The sequence below is a fragment of the Nocardia sp. NPDC023852 genome, assembly GCF_040639505.1.
Taxonomy (GTDB): domain Bacteria; phylum Actinomycetota; class Actinomycetes; order Mycobacteriales; family Mycobacteriaceae; genus Nocardia.
This window is the reverse complement of record NZ_JBFAAB010000010.1, coordinates 150,073-175,701: the sequence shown is the minus strand read 5'-3', so window position 1 is coordinate 175,701 and position 25,629 is coordinate 150,073. Positions and strand designations below refer to the sequence as shown.

At 68.1% G+C, this 25,629-nt stretch carries 24 protein-coding genes; 11 read left to right on the top strand and 13 right to left on the bottom strand.

What is annotated here, in order from left to right:
• Positions 1-15: 15 nt before the first annotated feature.
• The 4 genes from AB0H00_RS16535 to AB0H00_RS16520 form a co-directional block, all read right to left on the bottom strand.
• On the bottom strand, positions 16-756 hold the full coding sequence (locus tag AB0H00_RS16535; protein ID WP_357266542.1) for a 16S rRNA (uracil(1498)-N(3))-methyltransferase: 741 nt from the start codon (positions 754-756) through the stop codon (positions 16-18).
• Positions 757-1,908, bottom strand: a complete 1,152-nt coding sequence (gene dnaJ / locus AB0H00_RS16530; protein ID WP_357266539.1) for a molecular chaperone DnaJ — start codon at positions 1,906-1,908, stop codon at positions 757-759.
• Positions 1,909-2,058: 150 nt separating this feature from the next.
• A complete protein-coding gene (hrcA, locus tag AB0H00_RS16525) occupies positions 2,059-3,090 on the bottom strand; it encodes a heat-inducible transcriptional repressor HrcA (protein WP_357266536.1) in 1,032 nt (343 codons plus the stop codon).
• 270 nt (positions 3,091-3,360) lie between these two features.
• The gene (locus tag AB0H00_RS16520; RefSeq protein ID WP_357266533.1) at positions 3,361-4,281 is read right to left on the bottom strand and encodes an LLM class flavin-dependent oxidoreductase; all 921 of its coding nucleotides are present in this window, start codon (positions 4,279-4,281) and stop codon (positions 3,361-3,363) included.
• Positions 4,282-4,406: 125 nt separating this feature from the next.
• On the opposite strand from AB0H00_RS16520, the gene AB0H00_RS16515 reads away from it, so the two are divergent.
• Positions 4,407-4,574 (top strand): AraC family transcriptional regulator, encoded by a 168-nt coding sequence (locus AB0H00_RS16515; protein WP_357266530.1) that lies wholly within the window; start codon positions 4,407-4,409, stop codon positions 4,572-4,574.
• Positions 4,575-4,581: 7 nt separating this feature from the next.
• On the opposite strand, the gene AB0H00_RS16510 is transcribed toward AB0H00_RS16515, so the two are convergent.
• The 3 genes from AB0H00_RS16510 to AB0H00_RS16500 form a co-directional block, all read right to left on the bottom strand.
• Entirely contained in the window at positions 4,582-4,797 is a 216-nt protein-coding gene (locus AB0H00_RS16510) for a hypothetical protein (protein ID WP_357266527.1), read from the bottom strand.
• 246 nt (positions 4,798-5,043) lie between these two features.
• On the bottom strand, positions 5,044-6,204 hold the full coding sequence (gene hemW / locus AB0H00_RS16505; RefSeq protein ID WP_357266635.1) for a radical SAM family heme chaperone HemW: 1,161 nt from the start codon (positions 6,202-6,204) through the stop codon (positions 5,044-5,046).
• Positions 6,205-6,414: 210 nt separating this feature from the next.
• Complete coding sequence (locus AB0H00_RS16500) at positions 6,415-6,810, bottom strand: SgcJ/EcaC family oxidoreductase (protein WP_357266524.1); 396 nt, start codon at positions 6,808-6,810, stop codon at positions 6,415-6,417.
• Between the two features lie 201 nt (positions 6,811-7,011).
• Here AB0H00_RS16500 and AB0H00_RS16495 point away from each other — a divergent pair, with 201 nt between their 5' ends.
• The 6 genes from AB0H00_RS16495 to AB0H00_RS16470 all read left to right on the top strand — a co-directional run bounded on the left by AB0H00_RS16495 (position 7,012) and on the right by AB0H00_RS16470 (position 13,084).
• Positions 7,012-7,113, top strand: coding sequence for an Ms4527A family Cys-rich leader peptide (locus tag AB0H00_RS16495; protein ID WP_357266521.1), 102 nt, complete (start codon positions 7,012-7,014; stop codon positions 7,111-7,113).
• A gap of 136 nt (positions 7,114-7,249) precedes the next feature.
• Positions 7,250-9,055: a nitrite/sulfite reductase gene (locus tag AB0H00_RS16490; RefSeq protein WP_357266518.1), complete on the top strand. Its 1,806-nt coding sequence runs from the start codon at positions 7,250-7,252 to the stop codon at positions 9,053-9,055.
• 20 nt (positions 9,056-9,075) lie between these two features.
• Entirely contained in the window at positions 9,076-9,804 is a 729-nt protein-coding gene (locus AB0H00_RS16485) for a phosphoadenylyl-sulfate reductase (protein WP_357266515.1), read from the top strand.
• A gap of 149 nt (positions 9,805-9,953) precedes the next feature.
• Positions 9,954-10,886 (top strand): sulfate adenylyltransferase subunit CysD, encoded by a 933-nt coding sequence (gene cysD / locus AB0H00_RS16480; RefSeq protein ID WP_357266512.1) that lies wholly within the window; start codon positions 9,954-9,956, stop codon positions 10,884-10,886.
• Between the two features lies 1 nt (position 10,887).
• On the top strand, positions 10,888-12,177 hold the full coding sequence (locus AB0H00_RS16475; protein ID WP_357266509.1) for a GTP-binding protein: 1,290 nt from the start codon (positions 10,888-10,890) through the stop codon (positions 12,175-12,177).
• 133 nt (positions 12,178-12,310) lie between these two features.
• Complete coding sequence (locus AB0H00_RS16470; protein WP_357266633.1) at positions 12,311-13,084, top strand: sirohydrochlorin chelatase; 774 nt, start codon at positions 12,311-12,313, stop codon at positions 13,082-13,084.
• A gap of 343 nt (positions 13,085-13,427) precedes the next feature.
• Here the strand turns inward: AB0H00_RS16470 and AB0H00_RS16465 are convergent, their stop codons facing one another.
• The gene (locus tag AB0H00_RS16465) at positions 13,428-14,378 is read right to left on the bottom strand and encodes a WYL domain-containing protein (RefSeq protein WP_357266506.1); all 951 of its coding nucleotides are present in this window, start codon (positions 14,376-14,378) and stop codon (positions 13,428-13,430) included.
• A gap of 97 nt (positions 14,379-14,475) precedes the next feature.
• Between AB0H00_RS16465 and AB0H00_RS16460 the strand changes: the two genes are divergently transcribed.
• Positions 14,476-14,886 (top strand): VOC family protein, encoded by a 411-nt coding sequence (locus AB0H00_RS16460; RefSeq protein WP_357266503.1) that lies wholly within the window; start codon positions 14,476-14,478, stop codon positions 14,884-14,886.
• 225 nt (positions 14,887-15,111) lie between these two features.
• The gene (locus AB0H00_RS16455; protein ID WP_357266501.1) at positions 15,112-15,876 is read left to right on the top strand and encodes an anti-sigma factor; all 765 of its coding nucleotides are present in this window, start codon (positions 15,112-15,114) and stop codon (positions 15,874-15,876) included.
• Positions 15,877-15,924: 48 nt separating this feature from the next.
• On the opposite strand, the gene AB0H00_RS16450 is transcribed toward AB0H00_RS16455, so the two are convergent.
• The gene (locus AB0H00_RS16450) at positions 15,925-17,346 is read right to left on the bottom strand and encodes an NAD(P)/FAD-dependent oxidoreductase (protein ID WP_357266498.1); all 1,422 of its coding nucleotides are present in this window, start codon (positions 17,344-17,346) and stop codon (positions 15,925-15,927) included.
• A gap of 99 nt (positions 17,347-17,445) precedes the next feature.
• Here AB0H00_RS16450 and AB0H00_RS16445 point away from each other — a divergent pair, with 99 nt between their 5' ends.
• A complete protein-coding gene (locus AB0H00_RS16445; RefSeq protein WP_357266496.1) occupies positions 17,446-18,123 on the top strand; it encodes a TetR/AcrR family transcriptional regulator in 678 nt (225 codons plus the stop codon).
• A 261-nt stretch (positions 18,124-18,384) separates the two neighbouring features.
• Here the strand turns inward: AB0H00_RS16445 and AB0H00_RS16440 are convergent, their stop codons facing one another.
• Positions 18,385-19,179, bottom strand: coding sequence for an HAD family hydrolase (locus AB0H00_RS16440; protein WP_357266493.1), 795 nt, complete (start codon positions 19,177-19,179; stop codon positions 18,385-18,387).
• Between the two features lie 98 nt (positions 19,180-19,277).
• On the bottom strand, positions 19,278-21,569 hold the full coding sequence (locus AB0H00_RS16435) for an Hsp70 family protein (protein ID WP_357266492.1): 2,292 nt from the start codon (positions 21,567-21,569) through the stop codon (positions 19,278-19,280).
• A gap of 501 nt (positions 21,570-22,070) precedes the next feature.
• Between AB0H00_RS16435 and AB0H00_RS16430 the strand changes: the two genes are divergently transcribed.
• Positions 22,071-22,832, top strand: coding sequence for a glucose 1-dehydrogenase (locus AB0H00_RS16430; RefSeq protein ID WP_357266489.1), 762 nt, complete (start codon positions 22,071-22,073; stop codon positions 22,830-22,832).
• A 148-nt stretch (positions 22,833-22,980) separates the two neighbouring features.
• Here the strand turns inward: AB0H00_RS16430 and AB0H00_RS16425 are convergent, their stop codons facing one another.
• Positions 22,981-24,564 (bottom strand): FAD-dependent oxidoreductase, encoded by a 1,584-nt coding sequence (locus AB0H00_RS16425; RefSeq protein WP_357266486.1) that lies wholly within the window; start codon positions 24,562-24,564, stop codon positions 22,981-22,983.
• A gap of 7 nt (positions 24,565-24,571) precedes the next feature.
• On the bottom strand, positions 24,572-25,579 hold the full coding sequence (locus tag AB0H00_RS16420; protein ID WP_357266630.1) for a diiron oxygenase: 1,008 nt from the start codon (positions 25,577-25,579) through the stop codon (positions 24,572-24,574).
• Positions 25,580-25,629 lie beyond the last annotated feature (50 nt).

Below are 25,629 nucleotides of genomic sequence, written 5' to 3'. Positions count from 1 at the left end.
CGGGGCGGGGCTACCTCACCAGCGCGGGGTCAGAGCACCCAGGGCGCCGAGGGCGACCGCCGCGGCGGTGGACGTGCGCAGCACGGTCGGACCGAGCAAGGTTACCTGGGCGCCCGCGTCGGCCAAGCCCGTCAACTCCCTGTCGTCGAGGCCGCCCTCGGGGCCGACGACGAGGATGATCTCAGTGGTGTCGGCGAACGGCAGTTCAGTGAAACGGGCGGTCCCGGATTCGTGCAGCGCCGCGATGATCGCGCCGTCGGCCTTGGCGGTGCGCACCAGGTCGAGCAGGTCGGTGGTGCGTTGCAGGTCGACTACGTGCGGGATGTAGGGCCGGCGGGATTGGCGTGCGGCCGAGCGGGCGACGGCGCGCCATTTGTCGACCGCCTTGGCCGCCTTGCCTTCCCAGTTCGCGACGCAGCGCGCCGCCTGCCATGGAATGACGACATCCGCGCCCGCCTCGGTCATCAGCTCGACGGCCAGCTCCGAGCGATCGGATTTGGGTAGCGCTTGCACCACGGTGACGCGTGGCGCCGCCGGGGCGGCGAGCATACGGTTGTGGACCGTCAGCTCGAGCCGATCGCGTTGCGCGGCAACAACTTCGGATTCAGCAAGCACACCGCGACCGTCGGAGAGGGTGATCGACTCGCCGACCCGGATGCGGCGCACCGTGGCGGCGTGCCTGCCCTCCGGGCCGTCGAGCACCGCGACAGCGCCCGGTTCGGGCACCTCGTCGAGGTAGAAGACCGTCGCGGCCAACTAGCGTCCGCTGAACGACGCGCGCAGCCGCGCGAACAGGCCGCTATTGTGCTCGGACTGCGCCGACATCACCTCGGCGCGCTCGCGCTCGCGCATGCCCTTGTATGTGCGCAGCAGCTCGGCCTGCTTGCTGTCCAGCTTGCTCGGAATCACGATGTCCAGGTGTGCGAGCAAGTCGCCGCGCGCGCCGGAACGCAGGCGCGGCATGCCATGGCTGCGCAGCACGGCTACCTCTCCCGGCTGGGTGCCGGGCGCGATGGTCAGTTCGGTGGGGCCGTCCAGGATGGTGTCGATCACGACGGTGGTGCCCAGTGCCGCGTCGACCATCGGAACCCGGATGGTGCAGTGCAGGTCGTCACCATCACGGACGAACACGTCGTGCGGCTGCTCGACGATCTCGACGTACAAGTCGCCCGCGTGGCCACCGCCCGGGCCCACCTCGCCCTGCGCGGCCAGCCGCACCCGCATGCCGTTGGCGACACCCGCGGGGATCGGCGCGGCGATCTCGCGGCGCGCCCGCACCCGCCCGTCTCCGCCACACTTGTGGCACGGGTCCGGGATGGTCTCGCCCGCGCCACGGCAGGTCGGGCACGGACGCGAGGTCAGCACCTGGCCGAGGAAGGAGCGCTGCACGGACTGCACTTCCCCCGCGCCGCCGCAGGTTTCGCAGCGCACCGGCTTGGATTTGCCGTTCGTGCCCGAGCCCTGGCAGATGTCGCACAAGATCGCCGTGTCCACGGTCAGATGCTTGGTCACGCCGACCGCGCATTCAGCCAGGCTGAGCCGGGCGCGGATCAGCGAGTCGGCGCCCGGCTGGACGCGACCGCGCGCCTTACGGGGCGCGCCCGATCCGCTCATGCCCCCGAAGAACGCCTCGAACACGTCGCCGAGGCCACCGAACCCCGCGCCGTTGAAGCCGCCACCGCCGCCGCCGGATTCCAGCGGGTCCCCACCCAAGTCGACGATGCGGCGCTTCTCCGGATCCGACAGCACCTCGTAGGCGGTCGATACTTCCTTGAACTTGGCCTGTGCCACCTCGTCGGGGTTGACGTCGGGGTGGAGCTCACGCGCCAGCTTGCGGTATGCCCGCTTGATCTCCTGGTCGGTCGCGTTCTTCGCGACGCCGAGCAGTCCGTAGTAGTCCCGTGCCACTTGAGTTCTCTAGTCCTTGGTCGTTTCGACAGTGCCGCCGGTGCCCGCGCCGCATCTACCGCACGCTGACATCAGCATTAGTCTTGTGCACTCAACTTTATCCGGCCGGAATGTCGAGCTTATCAGCGGCGGGGGTGGCCGGTGTCACGGTCAGCGTTCGGCGAGCACCTCACCGATGTATCGGGCGACCGCCGCCACCGAAGCGATCGTTCCTGGGTAGTCCATCCGGGTCGGGCCGAGCACGCCCATGCCGCCGAGTACCGCACCCGCCGCGCCATAGCCGGTCGACACCACCGAGGTGCCGCGCATCTGCTCGACCTGCGTCTCCTCGCCGATCCGCACCGTCACCGTCCCCGGCTGCTGGGCCGCGGCCAGCAGCTTGAGCACGACCACCTGCTCCTCCAGCGCCTCCAGCACCGCGCGCAGTGAGCCGGGGAACCCGAAGTCCGCGGCGTTGCGGGTGAGGTTGGCGGTACCGCCGAGCACCAGCCGCTCCTCCGGATGCTCCACCAGCGTCTCGACCAGCACCGTGGACACCCGGATCAGCACTTCACGCAGTCGCGGCGGCGCGTGCTCGGGCAGCTCCGCGACCGCCGCCGAGGCCGCAGCCAGGCGCTTGCCGTCCATCGCGCCGCCGAGCATGCCGCGTAGCGCGGCAAGATCCTCGTCATCGATCACCGCACCGAGCTCCACCAAGCGCTGGTCGACGCGGCCCGTATCGGTGATGACCACCAGCAGCAACCGCGCGGGATTGAGCGCGACGACCTCGATATGCCGGACCGTCGACGCCGACACCGTCGGGTACTGCACGACGGCAACCTGCCTGGTGAGTTGGGCCAGCAGCCGCACGCCACGACGCAGCACGTCATCGAGGTCGACACCCGACTCGAGGAAATCCATGATCGCCCTGCGCTCCGCGGACGACAGCGGCTTCACCTCCGAGATCCGGTCCACGAACTGGCGATAGCCCTTGTCCGTGGGAACACGCCCGGAACTCGTGTGCGGCTGCGCGATATAGCCCTCCGCCTCCAGCACAGCCATGTCGTTGCGCACCGTCGCGCTGGAAACACCCAGGTTATGCCGCTCGACCAAGGACTTCGACCCGATCGGCTCCTTGGTAGCGACATAGTCGGCGACGATCGCGCGCAGGACCTCGAAGCGCCGATCCTCGGTGCTCGACATCGGCCCCACCTCCTCGCTTTCGTCTTCGGTCACGCCATACCCCGGCGCCGACGCCCAGCACCCGTCCCACAGGTCCAGGTGAATTCCGGGTCCGTCTGTTTATCCAGTCTAATTGTTTCGCGCCGAATCGCCCGTTTGCGCGGGTGCGCAGACACGCGGCTCACGCGACGGGTGGCCACGCGACGAGTAGCACATGACTGCGGCAATGAAGACCTCCCTGGTGTGCCATCAACAAGATCTAGTATGAAGTCGGCTCGCCGGCTACGAGGTTCATGCGATCCGCGGCAGAACCTCCGAGGCGAGGCGCTCCATCTGGGCGGACGAGTCGAACAGGGGGTTGACGAGGATCATGTCGGCTCCGGCAGCCGCCACTTCTCGCAAGCCCCGGATGCAGGCGGTGGGTGGGCCGCAGACGGCGACCGGGAGAAGGGTTTTGCCGTAGTCGCCGTATTGGGCGATGAGCGCATCGGACATGCGGGACCGGGCGCGGTCGGTGTTGTCGTCGACGGCGATGTAGACGCGTTTTGCGATACGGAAACCCGTAGTGTCCCTTTCGGTTTCGGCGAGGGCAGCGCGGACGATCGGAACCTGCTCGGCGAACTGTGCCGTGGTGGTGGAGCCGGCGCCGAAGAAGCCGTCACCGTGGCGGCCGGCCCGGCGCAGGGCGGCGGGCTTGCTGCCGCCGAACCAGAGCGGCGGGTAGGGCTTCTGGAATGGCTTGGGCTCCATGGTGGCTCCGGCCAGCTGCCAGAAGCGGCCTTCGATGTCGATCGTCGGCTGGGTCCACAGCGCCTTCATCACCCGCAGGCCCTCGTTGAAACGGGTCACGAGGTTGTCGTCGGGGTCGACGTCGAAGGCGGTGAACATCCGGTTGCGTCCGCCGATGCCCACGCCGACCTCGACGCGTCCGCGGCTGAGCTGGTCCAGCGTCGAGATCCGTTTCGCCAGGTGGACCGGGTTGTGCAGCGGCGTGACGAACACTGCGCAGCCGAGCCGCAGCCGCTGGTTGCATGCCGCGGCGAACGCCAAGGTCTCGAGCGGGCTCAGGCTGGCCGCGGACCCGACGATCTGCTCGGTCATCCACGCGCTCTCGAAGCCGAGTTCCTCGGCCCGATTCAGATACGCCCGCAGTTCGGTCGGCTGAAACGCACCGTCATCGACATGCTGCGGAACCGAGATCGCGTATCGCATAAGCCCCGACACTAGACCCCGCCCGAGCCCCTTGCCGCCCCGACACGGGCGGCTCCACGAGCCGCCTAGCGGCGCATGACCGCGGCAATGGTGCCAGTCGTATCCTCTGCTAGAGGCTCGACCGGGTGCGCACGGATTCGACCGATCCGGACCATATGCACCGGACGATCGCGATGATCATGCGGCGCTGGGGTTTTCGCGATCCGTCATATTTCGCCCGGCGCTTCCGCGCCGCCTATGGACTGTCGCCCCGGGAATGGCGGCGGGTCGCGACGGCCGAGGGCGAGCCGTAGCGGCGAACTAGCCGCGATCGCAGACCTTCGCCTGCTTGCCCGCGAGGGCGTCGAGGCCGAGCATCGCCAATAATGACTCGCAGTCGGCGGCGTTCTTCGCGTAGCTGGCGACGGTGCGGGCGGCGACGGCGCTCTGGCGCGCGTTCTCCGCTTTCTCCGCTTTCCTCGCCTCGGCGAACTCGCCCGGTTCATGGATAAGGGTGATGTGTCGTGCCGACGCCATTTGTCTCCTTGGGGTTGGTCGAAGCCTACAAGGCTCGCCAGCACCGCGATACCCGAACCGAACGAGCACTTGATCGAAACGCCGAATCCCGGCACCGGACCGGCGCTCGGCACGGCACACGACCGCACCGAACATCGTTGTGCGAGTTGTCATCTCGTAGGCGGCGCCGGACCGGGTCGCCCTGCACCCGTAGGTCTTCTCCGGAGCAGCCGGCCACACGGCATCGACGTCCGTGGCCCGGTACGGCTAACTCAGCAGCTCTCGAACCACACCGTCGGCGAGCAGCCGCCCGCGATCGGTGAGCACCAGCCGATCACCCGACAGGTACGCGAGGCCATCGGCCACGACCCGATCCACCGCGACGGTCCCGGACGCGTCGAGTTCGGCCAGCGGTAGACCGGTACGCAGCCGGACGGCGAGCATCACGCGCTCCAGATAACGCTCGTCGGCACCGAGCGCCTCCCAGCCCCCCACAGGCAACCCGCCCTCGGCGACCCGGTCCGCGTAGCGTGCCGGGTGTTTGACGTTCCACCAGCGCACTCCCCCCACGTGACTGTGCGCGCCTGGCCCGGCGCCGAGCCAGTCGCCGCCGTCCCAGTAGCCGAGGTTGTGCCGACAGACCGCGCCATCGCCCGCGGCCCAGTTCGATACCTCATACCAGCCGAACCCGGCCGCGCCGAGCCGCGCGTCGATGCGTTCATAGCGTGCGGCGAGCACATCGTCGTCGGGCGCGGGCAGTTCGCCGCGGCGCACCCGGCGAGCCAGGGCGGTGCCGTCCTCCACGATCAGCGAGTATGCCGAGACATGATCGACGCCGACGCTGAGCACCGCGTCCAGGCCGGCATCGAGATCGGCGTCGGTCTCGCCCGGTGTCCCGTAGATCAAGTCCAGGTTGACGTGCTCGAAGCCGGCGGCGCGCGCCTCGCGGGCGGCAGCGACCGCGCGGCCCGGGGTGTGCGTCCGGTCGAGCACCTTCAACACGTGCGCCGCGGCGGACTGCATACCCAACGAGACCCGGGTGAACCCGGCGTCCCGGATGCGCTCGAAGAATTCCGGGGAGGTGGATTCCGGATTGGACTCCGTGGTCACCTCGGCGTCGGCCGCGAGGGTGAATTCGCCGCGCACCGCGGCGAGCACCGCGGCGAGCCCGTCACCACCCAGCAGCGAGGGCGTCCCTCCGCCGACGAAGATCGTGGCCACTTCCGGGGTCGAGGTCGGCAACGCCCCGAACTCCCGCGCGGCCGTGGCCAACTCCCCACGCAGCGCCTCCAGCCAGGACTGCGGCGACGCCGAGGAGCCGAGTTCACCCGCGGTATAGGTGTTGAAGTCGCAGTATCCGCACCGCGTCGCGCAGAACGGAACATGCACATAGACGCCGAACGGCCCACGTCCGAAATCACGCAGCACGGGCGCGGAGGATTCGGCGCTCGAGGAGACGACGGCGGAAGAACTCACCTGTCCAGTGTGAACGTCGCCGCGGCCGCACCGGTGGCCGGGCCCGTGGCACACCCTGGAACTACCGCCGCCCGCCGAGCGGACCCGAGTGGCGTCCGGGTGACCCACCCGCGCCCCCCTTGGGCCGGGCTCATCGCCCGGCGCAGCCGAACCACGAGCGGCTCAATCCGCCACGACCGGGGTGTTCTGGTTGGCGGTCAGCAGCCAGCGGCCGTCCTCCTTGGACATCACGTACATCGGGCTGCCCTCGCTGTCGAGTGCGCCGTCATTGGTGAAGTAGCGCTGGCGCACCTTGACCGCCGCCACATCGGTGCGAATGAACAGGATGTGCTCGACCTCATAGGTCGCCTTGCCGTGCTCGGTGGCCCCGGGCAGTACCTCGGCGGTGAATTCGGCGATGGCCGCGCGGCCGTAGAGACGCTTGCCGTGCCCGGTAGTCCAGATCGCGTCCGCGCGGAACAAGGCGACGAACTCGTCGACGAGCTCATACTGCTGGGCGTGCTCAACGGCGGCGACCACCGCGCGGATGGCGTCGGTATCGGCGGCTGAAGTACTCATGGCACAGAGTCTGCTACCTCGAGCAGACTTCAGGTCAAGCGGCGTGCTCGGCGTCACAGCCCACCACCGGATCTCTCGCAAGCCCGTTCGGCAGGGGAACTATGACTGCCGTCACAAACCAGGTCGACAGTCCAGGGAATTTCCCTCGAAATTGCGGAAAATATGGCCGCGGGGTCGGAAGGCTATTGCTGACGTGGCACAATGGCCCCCATGCGCGTTTTGGGAGTACGGCTTGTGGCACGTCGCCACGTCGACTACAAGCGCGTTTGTAGCGCCTGCTGTCTGCCCTGTTTCCTCCGGTAGCTCGAGCGGCGCCACAGTCCGGGTCTCCCCGGCGATTCCCGAGACCGACTTCCTCGGCCCGCTGACACCGCAGGCGTGAGTCAGCCCCTCACGCCCTCACGACGGACGTACCATCCACCCCGCAGGAGCGACCCCCATGACGTCGAGTACCGGCGCCGGTCCGAACGAGCAGCCCGAACCCCGGCCGGGGCACCACGCGCGCCCCGAACGCCCCGCCTCCGAACGCCGTGTCCGCCCGGACCGCCCGCGTCCCGTGGCGGCGACCGGGCCACGCGCCCGCACAGGCAAACCCGTGCGCCGCAAGGCCGAGGGCCAGTGGGCGCTGGGTTACCGCGAGCCGCTGAACCCGAACGAGCAGTCCAAGAAGGACGACAATCCGCTCAACGTCCGCGCCCGGATCGAGAACATCTACGCCAAGACCGGCTTCGACGGCATCGACAAGGGCGACCTGCGTGGCCGGTTCCGCTGGTGGGGTCTCTACACCCAGCGCGAGCAGGGCTACGACGGCAGCTGGACCGGCGACGAGAACATCGACATTCTCGAGGCCGAGTACTTCATGATGCGCATCCGCTGCGACGCGGGCGCGCTGAACGTCGCGCAGCTGCGCACGCTCGGCCAGATCTCCACGGAGTTCGCCCGCGACACCGCCGACCTCTCCGACCGCGAGAACGTGCAGTACCACTGGATCGAGGTGGAGAACGTCCCCGAGATCTGGAAGCGGATCGAGGCGGTCGGGCTGAAGACCACCGAGGCGTGCGGCGACTGCCCGCGCGTGGTACTCGGTTCCCCGCTGGCCGGCGAGTCGCTGAACGAGATCATCGACCCGACGCCCGCGATCGACGAGATCGTGCGCCGCTACATCGGCAAGAAGGAGTACTCCAACCTGCCGCGCAAGTTCAAGACCGCGATCTCCGGCCAGCAGGACGTGGTACACGAGATCAACGACGTCGCGTTCGTGGGCGTCGTCCATCCGGAGCACGGCCCCGGTCTGGACTTGTGGGTCGGCGGCGGGCTGTCCACCAACCCGATGCTGGCGCAGCGGGTCGGTGTATGGGTGCCGCTGGCGGAGGTCCCCGACGTGTGGGAGGCCGTGGTCTCGCTGTTCCGCGACTACGGCTACCGCCGCCTCCGCACCAAGGCCCGACTGAAGTTCCTGGTCAAGGACTGGGGCATCGAGAAGTTCCGTCAGGTGCTCGAGGACGAGTTCTTGAAGCGCAAGCTGATCGACGGCCCCGCGCCGGAGCAGCCGACCAAGCCGATCGACCATGTCGGCGTGCAGAAGCTGCGCAATGGGCTCAACGCCGTCGGCTTCTCCCCCATCGCGGGCCGGGTGTCGGGCACCATCCTGACCAAGGTCGCCGACGCGGCGGAGCGGATCGGCTCCGACCGCATCCGGTTCACCCCATACCAGAAGCTGATCGTGCTCGACGTTGCCGACGACAAGGTCGACGCTCTGATCGACGAGCTCGAACCGCTAGGGTTGCAGGCCCGCCCCTCGCTGTGGCGGCGGAACCTGATGGCCTGCTCCGGTATCGAGTTCTGCAAGCTCTCCTTCGCCGAGACCCGCAAGCGGTCCCAGGTGCTGGTGCCCGAGCTGGAGGAGCGGCTCGCGGATCTCAACGCGCGGTTGGACGTCCCGATCACCATCAACATCAACGGTTGCCCGAACTCGTGCGCCCGGTCGCAGATCGCCGACATCGGATTCAAGGGCCAGCTGGTCGACGACGGCACCGGGAATCAGGTGGAGGGTTTCCAGGTTCACCTCGGTGGCAGCCTCGGTTTCGACAGCGCCTTCGGCCGCAAGCTGCGCCAGCACAAGGTGACCAGCAGCGAACTCGGTGACTACATCGAGCGCGTGGTGCGCAACTTCGTCAAGCACCGCGAAGACGGCGAGCGATTCGCCCAGTGGGCGGTTCGCGCCGACGAAGCCGACTTGAGATAAGTCTCGACGGGAGATCAATTGTGACAACCCAACTCGCGGAAAAGCTGTGCGAGGACGAGCTACGAGCCATCGCCACCCGAGGCGCGGCCGAGCTCGACGGCGCCTCGGCGACCGAACTCCTGCAGTGGACCGAAGACACCTTCGGTGCGAGCTACATCGTCGCCTCCAACATGCAGGACGGCGTGCTGGTGCACCTGGCCGCCGAGGTCCATAAGGACAAATCGGATGTGCTGTCGGTGCTTTTCTTGGACACCGGCTACCACTTCGCCGAGACCATCGGCACGAGGGACGCGGTGGAGGCGGTGTACGGGGTGAACGTGATCAACGTCCGCCCGGAAAACACTGTCGCCGAGCAGGATCGGCTGCTGGGCAAGGATCTGTTCGCCCGCGAGCCGAACGAGTGCTGCCGGTTGCGCAAGGTCGTCCCGTTGCAGAAGTCGCTCGCCGGGTACAACGCCTGGGTCACCGGTATCCGCCGGGTCGAGGCGCCGACGCGGGCGAACGCGCCGCTCATCTCGTTCGACGAGGCGTTCGGACTGGTGAAGATCAACCCGATCGCGCCGTGGTCCGACGACGAGATGCAGGACTATATCGAGCAGCACGGCATCCTCGTCAACCCCCTGGTGGAGGAGGGCTATCCATCCATCGGCTGCGCTCCGTGCACACGGAAGCCGGAGCCGGGCTCCGATCCGCGAAGCGGCCGTTGGGCCGGCCGCGCCAAGACCGAATGCGGGTTGCACACAGCGTGACCGAGTCAGGCCCGGAGGAGGCAGCATGCATAACCACGCAGGGCACCTCGGGCATGCAGAAAAGGACACAGCATGACCGAGTCAGGGCCCGGAGGAGGCAGCATGCATAACCACGCAGGGCACCTCGGGCATGCAGAGAAGGACACAGCATGACCGAAACCATCCGAAGCGAACGTTCCCTCGGCATCAGCGATTTCGACACGCTTGCCGCGCTGGAGTCCGAGTCGATCCACATCTTCCGCGAGGTGGCGGGCGAGTTCGAGCGGCCGGTGATCCTGTTCTCCGGCGGCAAGGACTCCACCGTACTGCTGCACCTGGCGCTCGCGGCCTTCTGGCCCGCGCCGCTGCCATTCGCGCTGCTGCACGTGGACACCGGGCACAACCTGCCCGAGGTGCTCGAGTTCCGGGACAAGGTGGTCGAGCGCTACGGCCTGCGCCTGTACGTGGCCAAGGTGGAGGACTATCTGGCCGACGGGCGGCTCACCGAGCGTCCCGACGGCATCCGCAACCCGCTGCAGACCGTCCCGCTGCTGGACGCGATCAGCGAGCACCGCTTCGACGCCGTATTCGGCGGCGGCCGTCGCGATGAGGAGCGCTCACGCGCCAAGGAACGGATATTCTCGCTGCGCAACGCCTTCGGACAGTGGGACCCGAAGCGGCAGCGCCCGGAGCTGTGGAACCTCTACAACGGACGTCACGCACCAGGCGAACATGTGCGCGTATTTCCGCTGAGCAACTGGACCGAGCTGGATATCTGGCGCTACATCGCCCGCAAGGACATCGATCTGGCGAGCATCTACTACGCACACGAGCGTCCGGTGTACCAGCGCGACGGCATGTGGATGACGCCGGGCGTATGGGGCGGCCCGCGCGACGGCGAGGTGCTGGAGGCCCGGTCGGTGCGCTACCGCACGGTCGGTGATGGATCGTCCACCGGCGCCATTCTTTCCGACGCGGCCGACAACGACGCGATCCTCGCGGAGGTCGCCGCGTCTCGACTGACCGAACGCGGTGCGACCCGCGGGGACGACCGGGTGTCGGAGGCCGCGATGGAAGACCGCAAACGAGAGGGTTATTTCTGACATGTCCGACCTACTGAGGCTGGCCACCGCCGGTTCTGTCGACGACGGCAAGTCCACTCTGGTCGGACGCCTGCTCTACGACACGAAGTCCGTACTGGCCGACCAGATCGACGCCGTCACGCGCGCGTCGGTGGACAAAGGTCTTGCCACACCGGATCTTTCGCTGCTCGTGGACGGGCTGCGCGCGGAACGCGAACAAGGCATCACCATCGATGTGGCCTATCGCTACTTCGCTACGCCGCGGCGTTCTTTCGTGCTCGCGGACACCCCCGGGCACGTGCAGTACACCCGCAACACGGTATCCGGCGCGTCCACCGCGCAGCTGGTGATCCTGCTGGTCGACGCCCGCAAGGGCGTCATCGAGCAGACCCGCCGGCACGCCGCGGTGCTCGCACTGCTCGGCGTGCCGAAGCTGGTGCTCGCGGTGAACAAGATCGACCTGGTCGACGACGCCGCCACCGTGTTCGCCGACATCTCCGCGGAGTTCACCGAACTCACCGGCAGGCTGGGCTGGTCGAGTGAGGACGTGCTGGAGATTCCGGTATCAGCACTGCACGGCGACAACATCGCCACCCGTTCGGACAACACCCCGTACTATCGCGGCCCCTCGCTGATCGAGCATCTGGAGTCGGTACCGGTCGACGCCGACAGTACTGGGAATCACTCACTGGGACTGCGGTTCCCGGTACAGTACGTGATCCGGCCGCGCACCTCCGAGTACCCGGACTACCGCGGCTACGCGGGACAGATCGCGGCGGGCACGGTCGCGCCGGGCGACGAGGTCGTCGTGCTGCCCTCCGGTATCCGGACCACCGTCGAGCGAATCGACACCCCGGACGGCGAGCTCGCGGTGGCGCAGACCGGCCGCAGCGTCACGCTGATCCTGGCCGACGAGGTCGACATCTCGCGCGGCGACATCATCGCCTCGGTCGCCGACGCGCCGGAGCCGATCGACACGTTCGACGCGACCGTCTGCTGGCTGGGCGACAAGCCGTTGCGCCCGGGCGCACGCCTGCTGCTCAAGCACGGCACCCGGACCACCCAGGCGATCGCCGGCACGCTGATCGAGCGCTTCGACGAGCAGCGCCTCGCCGCAGACCCGAACCCGGAGTCTTTGGCACTCAACGACATCGGACGCATCTCGGTGCGGGTCGCCGAGCCGATCGCGGCCGACGACTACCGGGTGAACCGGCACACCGGCAGCTTCCTACTGATCGACCCGGCCGGCGGCAATACGCTGGCCGCCGGACTGGTCGGCGATGTGCTGACCGCAGTCGAGGTCGGCGCCTGAGATGCCCCCCACGCAGGCCCCCTTCGGCGCCGCGTCGGTCGTGCGCGGGTCCGGCCCGGCGCCATCCGGCGCCGCGACGTTCCGGGCCGCCCGATCGAGTTATGCGACCACCTGGCTCGGCTACCCACCCGCCATGACCGGCGGTGTGACCTCCTCGAAGCCGCCGGCGCTGATCGCGGTGGCCCACGGCAGTCGTGATCCGCGGTCGGCGGCGACGGTGTCGGCGGTCGTCGCCGCCGTCGCGGCCGCACGCCCGGATATCGATGTCCGGCTCGCCTTCCTCGATCTCAACGCGCCCTCGGTCGAGCAGGTCGTGGATGGTGTCGCGGCCCAGGGACATAGGCACGCGGTGGTGACTCCGCTGCTGCTCGGCAGCGCTTTCCACGCCAGAGTGGACCTGCCCGGTCTGCTCGATGCGGCCCGGGCCCGTCAGCCACAGCTGCGGCTGACCCAGGCCGACGTACTCGGCCCGGACATCGGACTGATCGCCGCGCTGCGGGATCGTGTCCTGGCCGCCTGCTCCGCGCGAGATGCTGTGCACCCCTTGGCGGATCGTCGCCTCGGCATAGCGGTCGCGGCGGTCGGCTCGTCCTCGGGCACCGCCAATGCGCGCACCGCCGAGGTGGCCGGTCGGCTCGCCGCGCTCACCGGATGGCGTACCGAGATCTGCTTCGCCACCACCGAACCGTCGGTGGCCGAGGCGATTGGGACACTGCGTGCCGACGGCGCGAGCCGTGTTTTCGTCGCGCCCTGGTTCCTCGCCCCGGGCCGGCTGACCGACCGTCTGGTCGGTGCGGCGCCGCATGAGATCCACGCCGACGTCCTCGGCCCGCACCCGGCCCTCACCGACGTCATCCTGGACCGCTACCAGACGGCGATCGCCGAGCCGCACGCGCTCTCGGCCTGACCGGACGTAGCCGCGAAGGTGCCGCCGCCCGAAGGGCAGGGGCCACTCGGCAGAGAATGCGACCAGCGTTCAGCTACTGCGTGGCCCCACTCAGTTCTGGAAGATGCGCCGCTGCGGATTGCTGAGCTCACCGACGGATCCACTCCGAGTTGGTTCGGTGGGCAGCCGACGCGTATCGGCGTGTGACCGAATCCCCGCTTCGCGGCAGGTCCGCTGGTCCGTATGCAATCGACGCAGCGGCGAAGGCTCGGTCGAGCAGACTGTCCACGATGGAACGGGCGGTGGCGACAGCCCATTCTTCGCCCCCGCGTGGGCCCTCACCACAACCCTGGAGGGCGGCGCACTAGCCCCCACTCCGGTAGCGGTCGACCAGTTCGGTGCCGAGGCGGGCCAGTTCGACACGGACGTCGGGTGGGCCGAGGACTTCGAGCGAGGCACCCCACCCGGCCAGCTGCTGAGCGACCATCCATGCGGTCGGGGCGGTGACGCGGACCTGGACACGGCCGTCGTCGGTGGGGCCGTCCACGACACAGTTCCTGCCCTGCTGGTCGCGCAGGATGGGTAGCAGGCGCTCAGGGACGAGAACGGTCGCTGCGGTAGTCGCGCGGTGTTGTTCCATCTCGTCGACCACCTGCTCCCAGGCGGCGGAGAGATCGAAATCGGCGGGGTGGTGCGACTTTTCGTCGGTCGCGATCGCCTCTGCGATGCGATCGACACGAAAGGTTCGCTGCCCACGCTCGGTTCCGGCCACTAGATACCAGACTGCGTCCTTGTCGACCAGGCCCCACGGGTCGACGAGACGCTCGGAGCGCTCGCCTGCCCGGTCGGCGTAGTGCAGCCGAACCTTGGTGCGCTGGACCACCGCTCGCTGCAGCAGAGTCACGACCGGCGGCAGCTGCCGGGCGTTCGCACCCCAGCGGGCCGGGTCGATCACGATGGCGTCGGCCGCCGCCTCCGCGTCTTCACGAAAGGGCTGCGGCAGCGCCCGGACCAGTTTGCGCAGCGCCGATTTCACCTCCGGCACCGCACCCGCGGACGGACCTGCCAGCAGGAACAACGCACGCGCCTCCCCCGCGGTCAGCCCGCTCAGGTCGGTGCGCGCACCGCCGACCAGCGACCACCCACCGCCACGACCAGGCTGCGGATATACCGGCACACCGGCTGCCGACAGCGCCTCGAGATCGCGGCGCGCGGTGGCTACCGAGGTCTCGAGTTCCGCGGCGACCTGCGCGGCGGTCACCCGTCCGCGCGTCTGCATCATCAACAGGATGGCCACCAATCTGTCCGCTCGCATGCACACAATTCTGCCGAAAAAAGTGCTCATTTGGTGAGCACTTCAAGTTGGATGATGGTTTCACAAGCACCAACGAGCACATCGAAGGAGATCCGACATGCTGCGAGGAATGGCGACGAGCACCTTCTGCGCCGACGACCTGGAGGCCGCGAAGGACTGGTACACGGAGTTCCTGGGCGTCGAGCCCTACTTCCACGTCCCCAACGGCTACTACGAGTTCCGCATCGGCGACTACCAACACGAATTCGGCATCGTGAATCGCGCCTACGCCCCGGCGGGTGCGCGCAACGAGCCGGGCGGCGCCATCGTCAACTGGCATGTCGACGATCTGCGAGCAACGGTCGACCGGCTGCTCGAACTCGGCGCGAAGGAATACGACCCGATCACCGAACGCGGCACCGGAACGGGGTTCGTGACCGCCTCGGTAGTAGACCCGTTCGGCAACGTCCTCGGCCTGATGACGAACCCGCACTACCTCGAGATCCTCGCCGAAACCGGCCCGGCGTAGTCCGGACACGGCAGCATGGTGCCGGGCGGGTATTCGTGTGCGAGCACCATGCCCCGCAACGTTTCCCAACCGGTCGCCTGCACCGCGACACCATCTCAGGTGGGACGGCTTCGCGGCGCGCCGGGTAACCAAATGGTTGCGGCATGATCTGCGTCATATGATCGGCCGCACACGCCGTCGCTGCGCAGACGGCATCCGGCTTGGTCAGGCTTGGAAGGACACCGTATGGTCATCCGCGCCCGAGCAGTACACGGCGCCTTGGGCGCCGATGGCGTCACCGGCACTGCAAACACCCCGGACCTGGTTCAGGGGGATGACGAGTCCATCCAGGACCGGGCGGTCCCCGAGATCCGCACACACGGGGAGTCGCCCGTCGACCGACGGGGCGAGCTGGACTCGACCCGGATCATGCCACCGCTCGACACGCTCGGCCGCGCCGACATCCCGCCCCGAACCGACGCGCTCGGCCACACGAACATCCTGCCGCCGCTGGAGCTGTTCGAGGAGAACTACATCGCACCGCTGCCCGCCCGTCACCCGTGGGCGACGCGACTCGTGATCGGCATCGCGACGGCGGTGGCAGTCGCGGTCGCGGCGATCACCGGGTTCGCGCTGGCCGATCGGACCGCCCATGGCGACGAGACAGTCGCGACGGAGCAGGTACACAGGGCGGCCGATTCCGTCACCCGCAAGGGCACTGTGGTGGCCGAGGGCGGCTCGGCAACAGCGCTGCTGTCGCACAGCGTGGGCAAGGTGGTCGTCTCGGCCGTCGGCCTGCCCGCGCTGGACCACGAACACGGCTACCAGCTGTGGCTGATTCCTAACGCGGGCGCACCGCGGTCGGCTGGAATGATGCACACCGCGGGCGGGCGCACCGAGCAGGTGGCCGACCTGCGCGACGACACCGCGTTCGTCGTGATCACTACCGAACCCACCGACGGTTCGCTGCAGCCGACCACGCCGATCGCGGTCCGGATCGACCTGGCCTGAGCCGACCGACAGGGGTTGGACGCTTGGACACTGACCGCCCACGAGCGGTCATCGCGCCGGGCTCGCCGCGAGGACCTCGTCGGCGGCGCGCTCGCCCGCCTGGATGGCGCCGCTGAGGAAGCCGATCCATGCGTCGGCGGTCTCGACGCCTGCCCAATGCACGCGATCGACCGGCGTGCTGGCCAGGCGACGCGCCGAGGTGAGTGCGCCGACCGTGAGACCGCCCTCGCAGCCGTGCGCGTACGGCTCGTCCTGCCAGTTCTTTTCGACATAGTGCCGGGGTGTGCGAGCGCGCGGCCCGAAGAGTTCGGCGCACACCGCCAGCACCGCACGGCGGCGTTCAGCGGCGTCGGCGGGTCCTCGGTCGGCAGGCAGATAGCCGGCCAGGACGCCGGCATTCCCGTCCTGCGGTGAGGCGTCGGTGAGCCCGGGTACCACGTCGAGATCGGTGAGCGCGGAACCGGACAGCCCGTCCTGCCGCCAGAACGGTTCGTCGTAAACGATATTGACCTTGCGGCCGTGCACTGGTTGCCAAGCGTCCTGCAGCGCTCTGCGATCGACGGGCAGTGCAGGCTCGAAGCGCAGCTTTCGAACGCCTGAGGGAGCCATCGCGACGATCACTCGCTCCGCCGCGAACTCGGCGTCGGCGCAGCGCACCACTACGCCGGTGGAGTGCTGGGCGATCTCTAGCACGGAGCTGTCCAGAACCACGCGATCGCCCAGTGCCGCAGCCAGCGCGAGCGCCAATTCCTGTGCACCACCACTGAATCGATATACCCGAGCGGGCGTGCCGAGTAGTCTCCGCACACCGCCCCAGGTGTTGAAGAAGTGCAATGCGTAGAGCAGTGAGGTGGTCGCGGGCAGGTATCCGGCAACGTTCGCCTCGAGCAACCGGCGGGCCTGGGGCGACGGCACCTGTTCGCGCAGCCAGGAATCGAAGGCGCGGCAATCGAGCAGATCGGCGTCAGGGGCGGTCCATGGTGCCGCCGCGGGCACCGTGGCGGCGAGTCTGTCCAGCGCCGAGATTGCGCGGAGCACCTGCATCATCGCCTCGGGCGGCAGCGGCAGGGTGGTTCGGAGCGCCGCGACGTGGAGGGCGACGCGGAGCACAGGACGCAGAACCGGCATACCGAACAGCTTCATGCCGCGAGAGTCGCCGAATCGGAAACTGTGTCTGGCGCCCTCGGTATAGAGCAGGAAACGCCCGTCAGATCGGCTCTCGAACAGCTCGACGCCGAGGGCCCCAGCGAGCCGGAACACATTGTGCTGCATGGGATAGACGAGGGTCGCGCCTTGGTCCAACGCGAGAGCGCCCGCCCAGCCGGTCAGTGTTCGTCCGCCGACGCGCGCTCCGGCCTCCAGCACTCTCACCGAACGGCCGTGCTCGACCAGCCGCCGCGCGGCGGCCAGTCCGGACACTCCGCCACCGACGACCACCACATCGGTCTTGCGCACGTTACGTGTCGACATCACTACCTCCCGGAGTTCGAGCACTGGTAGTACATTGTACGATCCTCCGTACAATGTACGGAACACCGTTCAATGTACGCGACCCCGTATGATCGGGCAATGCCCGAGAGGAAGTCGATATGGCTGCGCCCGACGAAGGCCGGGCGCGGTCGGCCTTCGCTGGATCTCGACCGGATCGTGACGGCCGCGGTCGCGCTGCTCGACGAGGAATCAGTCGCCGGATTGACCATGCGCAAGCTGGCCGAGCGGCTCGGCGTCCCGCCGATGACGCTCTACGGCTACATCGCCACGAAGGACGACCTGCTCGAATACGCGCTGGACGCGGTCTTCGCCGAGACGCTGGAAGATGCCGAACCCCGCGCGATTTGGCGAGCCGAGCTCGCCGCGATCGGACGGCGCACCTTCGAAGCGCTGCTGCGCCACCACTGGGCGGCCGCGCTGGTCGGCGACAACCCGCCGATGGGACCCGCGGCCGTCGCTCAATTCGGTGCGATCCTGCGAGTGCTCACCGCCGCGGGATTCACCGGCGAGCGACTGGAATCCGCGACAACGGGCTTCTACTACTACGTGCTCGGCGCGGCGCTTGCCGAATCGGCCTGGGCTGGAACCAGTTCGACCGTAGCGGAACTCACCGCCGATCTACCACGTCTGAGCTCTGCCGACGGCGCGGAGATCGCGCCTGCGGCCGAGTTCCTCACCGGCTACGCGAAGGCCGACGCGGGCCAACGCTTCGAGCGCGGTCTCGGCGCGATCCTGGACGGTCTTCGGCCCGCATAACCACGGATTGCACGGACTTTCGCCGCCTGCCGGTGACGTCAGCATCGTGGCGCCTGTTTCCGGCGACACACAGCGGGGTGAGCGTGACAAGCAGCGACTCGTCGGTGCGCAGCGGTACCGGTTGCCGCGATCACCTGGCAACTCGATCGCGTCAATGGGAATCATCCGGCGAACCACAGCTCAGCGGCATGGCCATTCGCCACTTCGCACGCAACGAACCTGACCGCGATGGGCGCGACCCCGACCGAAAGGACGACCACGTCAGGCGCGAAACCAGCGCTCCAAGACGGTCGCGACGCCATCCTCGAGTACGTGGTCGGTAACCTCGTCAGCCAGGCTCTGCACCTCTGCGGGGGCATTCGCCATCGCCACGGAATGCGCTGCCCAACGGAGCATCTCCCGGTCGTTGTAGCCGTCGCCGATGGCCAAGGTCGCGGTGTGTGGAATGCCGAGGGACACGCGCAGTCGCTCCAGCGCCCAGCCCTTGGACACCCCCTGACGGGAGACGGTCAACCACGGACCGAACTCACCGTGCACCCAGCTCGCACCCGGCACCCGGAGGGTGCGCAACGCACGGAGCATCTCCGCCGGCGACCCGTCCGGCCACCAGCCGTTCAGCCGCGGGGTGGGTTCGCTGCTCAACGCGTGGTAGTCGACGAGCAGATACTCCCCGATCGAGAACTCGCCTGGACTGATGCCGGTGGCCCAGGTTCCGATTCCGACCTTCTCCACGGCGAAGATCATTTCCGGGAACAGCGCACGCAGCGCGGTGACGGCCGGTGCGGGGTCGAAGGCCTGCACGGTGACCGGCTCCCCCTTCGCCACGTCGATGTGCACCGCCCCGTTCGAGCACAGCGCGTGCCCTTCGTTCAGACCGAGTTCGGTCAGCACGGACCGCGTCGTCAGCAGGGTGCGCCCGGTCGTCACGACGACATGCGCGCCTGCCTCGACGGCAGCACGCACGGCAGCGAGCACGCGCGCACTGACCGGTGTCCCGGTGTCCAGCAGCGTCCCATCCACGTCCAGCGCGATCAGTTGGGGTCCCCCGGATACCACTAACCCATTGTGCCTCCGGACCGCGGCGCTCGTCAGCCGATCCGCAGCACCGAGATAACTGCTCGCGCCGGGGAATTCGGTGCCGACTCGGCTGGGTTCTAACGACCGCGAGCTCCGCCCCCGCCTGGGCCGCCGACGCCACCGGACGACGAACCGCCGGAGTTCGGCCCTCCCGAGCCGAAACGACCCGTTGAACCACCGGAAGACGAAGCCCCCGGGGAATTTCCGGCCGAGGACCCGCCGCTGGAAGACGGACGCCCAGCGCCACCACCCGACGCGGAACCACCGGGCGACGTACCTCCCGCATAGCCACCAGAGGACGCACGACCGGAGGTAGACGCCCCATTCGAGCCAGGACGCCCTGCCGCACCACCGGAAGACGAAGTCCCCGCCGAGTTTCCGGCTGACGACGCGCCACTGGAAGACGAAGCCCCCGGGGAATTTCCGGCCGACGACGCGCCACTGGAAGACGGACGCCCAGCGCCACCACCCGACGCGGAACCACCGGGCGACGTACCCGCCGTGGTGCCGCCCGACGACGCACCACCCGCGGGACCACCAGTAGAACCGTCCGAGGCGGAACCACCTGTCGAGGAATCTCCTGAGGTGGTACCGCCGGGGGCACCGTTGCCCGAAGACACTCCACCGGTCGAGGTTCCCTCAGACGCTTCTGACGACGCGCCACCGGTTGAAGCACCGCCAGAGGAGGAGTCGCCCGGTGGGGTGGCACCAGAGGGGTCGCCGTGGTTTCCACCATGCGTTCCGGATGCCGGAGTACCGGACACACCCCCGGTGGACGGAGCTTCGGTCGAACGACCCGGCGTCGTCGCGCCGGAGCTGGTCGGGGTGGACCCGCGGTTCGGGACCCCAGGTGTCGAACCCGACTGGAGCGCAGGTGCGGCCGCGCCCGGTGCCGGGACCGGCGCCGCCACAGGCGGTGCGGTCGGCGCCTCGTTACCCGACGCGGGAGGCTCAGCAGGCACCGGCGGTTGAGCAGGCACGGGCGGCTGATCGGGGACTTTGGGGACGCGGTGGACGAAAGGACCGAACGGCAGCGGGTTCACGAAGTAGGCCGGGTTGGAGTACGTCCCGCCTCGGGATCCCTCCGGGCCGCAGCATGTTCGAGGTTCCCGATGCGGGCCGCTCGGTGAGTTGGACACCGAAGGGCCAGGCGCCGTGCTGCGAGGCGCCGGCTTGATGAACCGGCTGTACGCGGAGGTTCGCGGCGAAAGGAACGACGGCATCACCTGCCCTGAGTTCCATCGCACGGGGGCGGCCATCCAGGACCATGCCTCGGCGGCCTCGCCCCGCGCGTCGTACAGGAGGGCGTCGGTCGGCGCGTCGATATCCGGTAAGCGGTCGAGCATCGGTGACAGCTCGGGAACAGTGGGACCGCCGAAGACGGTGACGGCCGACATGGCGACCGCTGAAACCACGGCGGCGCTGGAGAACACGGCCACGCGCTGCGCGCCCGCCCGGACGCCGGACGCGCCGAGTGCCATGGTCCGCGCCGCCATGAGGGCGGCGCCCGCTGCGACAGTCTGTCCGGGGTCGGCCGAAATCACCACGGGTCGGCCGAGTTCGGCGAGCGTGCGCGCTACTTCGGCGGGCCGGGACGCGCCGCCGACCAGGAGGACACGACCGATATCGGACATCGTGATCCCTGCCTGCCGAACGCAGGTGCGGACCACCTCGAGCGAGTCGTGCACATGTGCGGTGCGCAGCCGGTCGATATCGACGATCGACGTCATCGACACGCCCGCGGACCGCGGCGTGACGTCCGGGGCGTAACGCGCGATCATCGATCCCAGCGGCCTGCCACCGAAATCGTAGGAGCGAACCGGCTTTCCGATCATCGGATGGTTGTCCCAATCCGGGCCGACGCGCACGACGGTCACGTCGAGGCTGGTGCCGCCGAGGTCATAGACCAGGACGAAGCTCGACTCCAGGGGGCCGTGCTCGTGTTCCAACCATTCGGCCGCCGCCACCGGCTCGGGCACCAGCAGCACGTCGCCTCCACCGGAGAGGTCCAGCGCCTGGCGTAGCAGCGCGACCTGCTTGTCGGAATAGCTTGCTGGGTACGTCGCGATGACGCCGGACGCACATGCGCCGGGCTCGGTCGCGCGCAGTTCGTTCACCACCGCCGCGACCAGGTTGGCGGGCGACCAGATGCGGCCCCCGACGATCACAGTATCCGGGTCGCGGCTCAGGTCGGCGAAATCTTTGACTGCCGTCGTGGATTGGCGAATTCCACCGATACGGAGTCGGCCCGCGCTGTCGAACGTGACCGCGGTGCGCCGCGAACGCACCACGGGACGAGTGCGCTCTCCGGTCACCGATGCCGTCACGGAGTTCACTGCACCGATGCTGAAACCCAAGCCTGTGGTCATCTGCTATCCCGTCAACGCACCGTGACCACGTCCATCACATAGGAGAACCATGTGGCCGCGATCGTCTTCCAAACAGCGACTACAGGTTAGCTGCTTCGAGTCAATACATATGCGTAATTGATCTGCAGTGTTTCGATACTCGCCGTGATCGCTCAGAGCCTGCAGGTAAAACGATTAAAGACCTCGCGTTCAGCACCCTCGACATGCCAATTCGACTGCACGCCCCATGTTTCCGCTACTTTATAGCGATTGAGATATTGCGGTCCTAACCCAACCGAAGGACGGCTTTCCCCCTCAGAACCACACCGCGTGATCGACACCGACCGGTCGGTAACCAGATCATTGCCCCTGCTGGGGATTTCATGGAACCACCGCGCCGCAGCAATTAATGACACGTCAAATGCAAAGTCCGATATACGCCAGCCTCGGCCGCTTCCGCCAGCTTGACTCGACAGCGCGACCACCACCGAGGTGAGTCGCGAGTGGAAAGGGAGTGCAGAGATGGGAACACGGTTCAACGAGCAGGTCGTCCTGATCACCGGCGCCAGCTCGGGGGTGGGCAAGGCGGTGGCGCTGCGGGTCGCCGGCGAAGGCGCCGCAGTCGTCCTCGGCGCGCGTGGCAAGGACGCGGGCGAGCAGGTTGCCGCCGAGATCCGCGCGACCGGCGGACAGGCGCTGTTCGTGCCGACCGATGTCACGGTGGAGCAGGACGTGGCACGTCTGACCCAGGCGGCGCTGTCCGAATACGGCCGTCTGGACGCGGCATTCAACAATGCGGGCGCCGTGCACGCCTTCGGGCCGATCGAAGAGATCGAGGAGCCGGGCTGGCGCGCCGACCTCGAGCTCAACCTCACCAGTGTGTACTACGGCCTGCGGCACCAGATTCCCGCGCTCGTCGCCTCGGGTGGCGGAGCGATCCTGAACAACGCCTCGAATCTCGGCGTGGTCGGAATGGGCTCGGTGGCGCCGTACGTGGCGGCCAAGCACGGCGTGGTCGGGTTGACCAGGGCGGCGGCATTGGAGGCTGCTGACAAAGGTATTCGGGTCAACGCACTGGTGTCCGGGGCGGTGGACACACCGGCGTTCCGGAACACGATGGGTGCGACGCCAGAGGGTGTGGCGACCATCGCCGCGCTGCACCCGCTGGGCCGGATCAGCACGCCGGAGGAGATCGCGTCGTTCTGTGCGTACCTGCTCAGCCGCGAGGCGAGCTTCGTCACCGGTGCGGCGCTGGCCGTCGACGGCGGCTTCACCGCGCGCTGACCATCCGGGTCCGGTCGCCGCGAGCGCCGAAGGGCCGGACGCCTGGCCCACACCCTCATCGCCTGGGCCTGTGGCCGAAAGGAAACGAAATACCGCGATGTGTGACCTCGAGGTACCGGCGGTGGCGGTACCTCGAGACGGGGTTCGGTCAGGTGCGGGTCAGCAGACGGCGGACGCGGCTCGGGCGAGCGACGGCTCCCCCGGCGTGGACCGCGGGCCGGCGCCGACGCACCAAGCGGTCGAACTCCGCGGCGGTGCCGCCGGGTTCGGCCAGTCGGCCCGCGTTGAAGTCCGCGGCGAGCTGCCGCACCGTCTCCTGAGCGCAGGACTTGTTGGTTCCGATGAAGCCGGTGGGACCGCGCTTGATCCAGCCGGTGACGTAGCTGCCCGGCAGCAGCGCGCCGCCGACACGGTCCAGTACCCGCCCGTCCTGGTTCGGAATCACAGCCGCGGTCTCGTCGAACGGCAGACCTGGCACCGGAACGCCGCGGTAGCCGACCGAAGTGAGGACCAGGCCCGCGTCGAGCCGATCGGTCTCCCCCGTCGCGACCGCGCGGACGCGTCCGTCCGGATCGATGACGAGGTCGGTGCGGCCGACCTCGATGCCGGTCACCCGGTCGCTACCGAGGATCGCGGTGGGCGCGGCCAAGTATCGGAACACGATCCGCTTGCGCGTGCCGCCGGGGCGGATGCGCAGGCTGCGCAGTAGCCGCAGCTTCTGTTCGACCTGATAGGGCAGCTCCACATCGGGCTCGGGTAGCTCCCCCTCGATCACGACATCCACATCGGAGCCGAGCAGGCCGACGAATTCCGGCACAGTGAACGCGGATTCGAGCGGACCGCGGCGGCCGAGCACGACCACTTCCTCGAGCTTGCTCTCCCGCAACGCGCGCAGCGCGTACGGGGCGATATCGGTGTCGGCCAGCGTGTCGGGGTCACTGGTCAGAATGCGCGCGACGTCCAAGGCGACGTTCCCGTTGCCGACGATCACCGCGCGCTGCCCGGACAAGTCGAAGACACGGGCGGCGTGACCAGGATGCCCGTTGTACCAGGCGACGAAGTCGGTGGCCGACACGCTGCCCGCCAGCCGTTCACCCGGGATGCCGAGCTTGCGGTCCGAGGACGCACCCACCGCGTAGATCACCGCGTGGAAGTGGTCGAGCAGCTCGGCATGCGAAATATGCGCTCCGATCTCGACATTCAGGTACGACTTGAACCCCGGCTGCGCCGAGATCACATCGAACAGTTCGCTGACCTTACGTGTCTTGGGATGGTCCGGCGCGACGCCGTGCCTGGCGAGCCCGTAGGGCGTCGGCAGCCGGTCGAACACGGTCACCGACACATCCGGCTGGGTCAGCAACTCGTCCGCCGCATACATCGCCGACGGCCCGGACCCCACGATCGCCACCCGGAGCGGCTGCCGTTCGGTATGGATTTCCGCCGCGGGCACCGGCCGCGCCAGCAGCGGGCGCGGGCGCGTCTGCCGGTAGAAATCCGCGTTGATCTCGATGAACGGCTTCTGCTCCTCGGTCAGCTTCTTCGATGACACGATGGCGTCGACTGGGCACGCGGTGGCGCAGGCGCCGCAGTCGACGCACGCCTCGGGGTCCACATACAGCATCTCCGCCGTCGGAAAGTCCGGTTCGTCTGGTGTGGGATGGATACAGTTGACCGGGCAGGCGTACACGCAGGACGCGTCGCCGCAACAGGACTGGGTGACGACGTAGGGCATGGTCGGCTCAGGCGACCTTGCTCGCTGCGCGCCGCGGCTCGGAGCGGTACCGGGTGGTGTGGCCATCGATTCGAAGCAGCTTCCAGACCGCTTTGGAGGCCGGGTTGATCAGCCCGATGTCCTTGGCCAGGGTTCGCACATCGCAAAAGTAGTCACTGAAGGTCTGTTTGGCTTCCTCGGACCCGTAGAAGAGCTCCTTGCGGACCTTCTCCGGGATGTCGAACTTTTCGAAGAACGACCGCGGCGGGGTCACGATGGCGCGGCCGAGGATCCACATGACGATCGGCATGGCCAGCGACAGCACGAACTTCTGGCCCGTTTTCGTCTGGGGCACATGGTTCTTCAGGAACTCGTGCGCAAAGGAGATGTGCCGCGCCTCTTCCGCCACATGGATGGCCATGACCCCGCGCATGATCGGGTGCACCTCTTCGCCCGAGCGCAGGATCTGCTTCTGGATGTGGTCGATCGGCTCCTCGCCGGCCAGGACGGCCATGAAGAACAGGTTCGGGAACCGAGCCGCCACCGGCGCGCCCAAGTACTTGAATTTGCTGACCAGCGGACCCATCCCGGGAACGTCCAGCCCGATTCGGTTGACCATCTCCTGGAACATCAGCGTGTGGTTGTGCTCCTCGATCATCTCGTGAGAGCAGTACCGGAACTCCGGCGAGCCGTTGGGCAGGCCGAAGTTGTGAATGACCATGCCGCTGATCAAGATCGACTCGAACTGCAGGCCGACCTTGGCGATATTGGACTGCCGATACTTGCCGACCGCGATCTTGGTTTCGGTCGGCAGCGCCTGGTACCAGGAGTGGCGGCCGAGCGTATCGGCGGACACGGGCAGAATCCAGCGATCTTCACCGGCGTCGGCGGCGAAGTCGGGGTTGTCCCAGTCGATGTCCTCGAACGGGTCGAAGTGCTTGTCGACCGAACCCTCGGAGAGCAGCAGCAGCTTCGCGGCGTACTCCTGCGCCTTCGCCAGATCGGGATCGACTGTGGGCGTCACGGCTGTGGACATCGTCGTCACTGCCTCTCCTTGGTGGGACCTTTATCTGTATCCCATAGTTA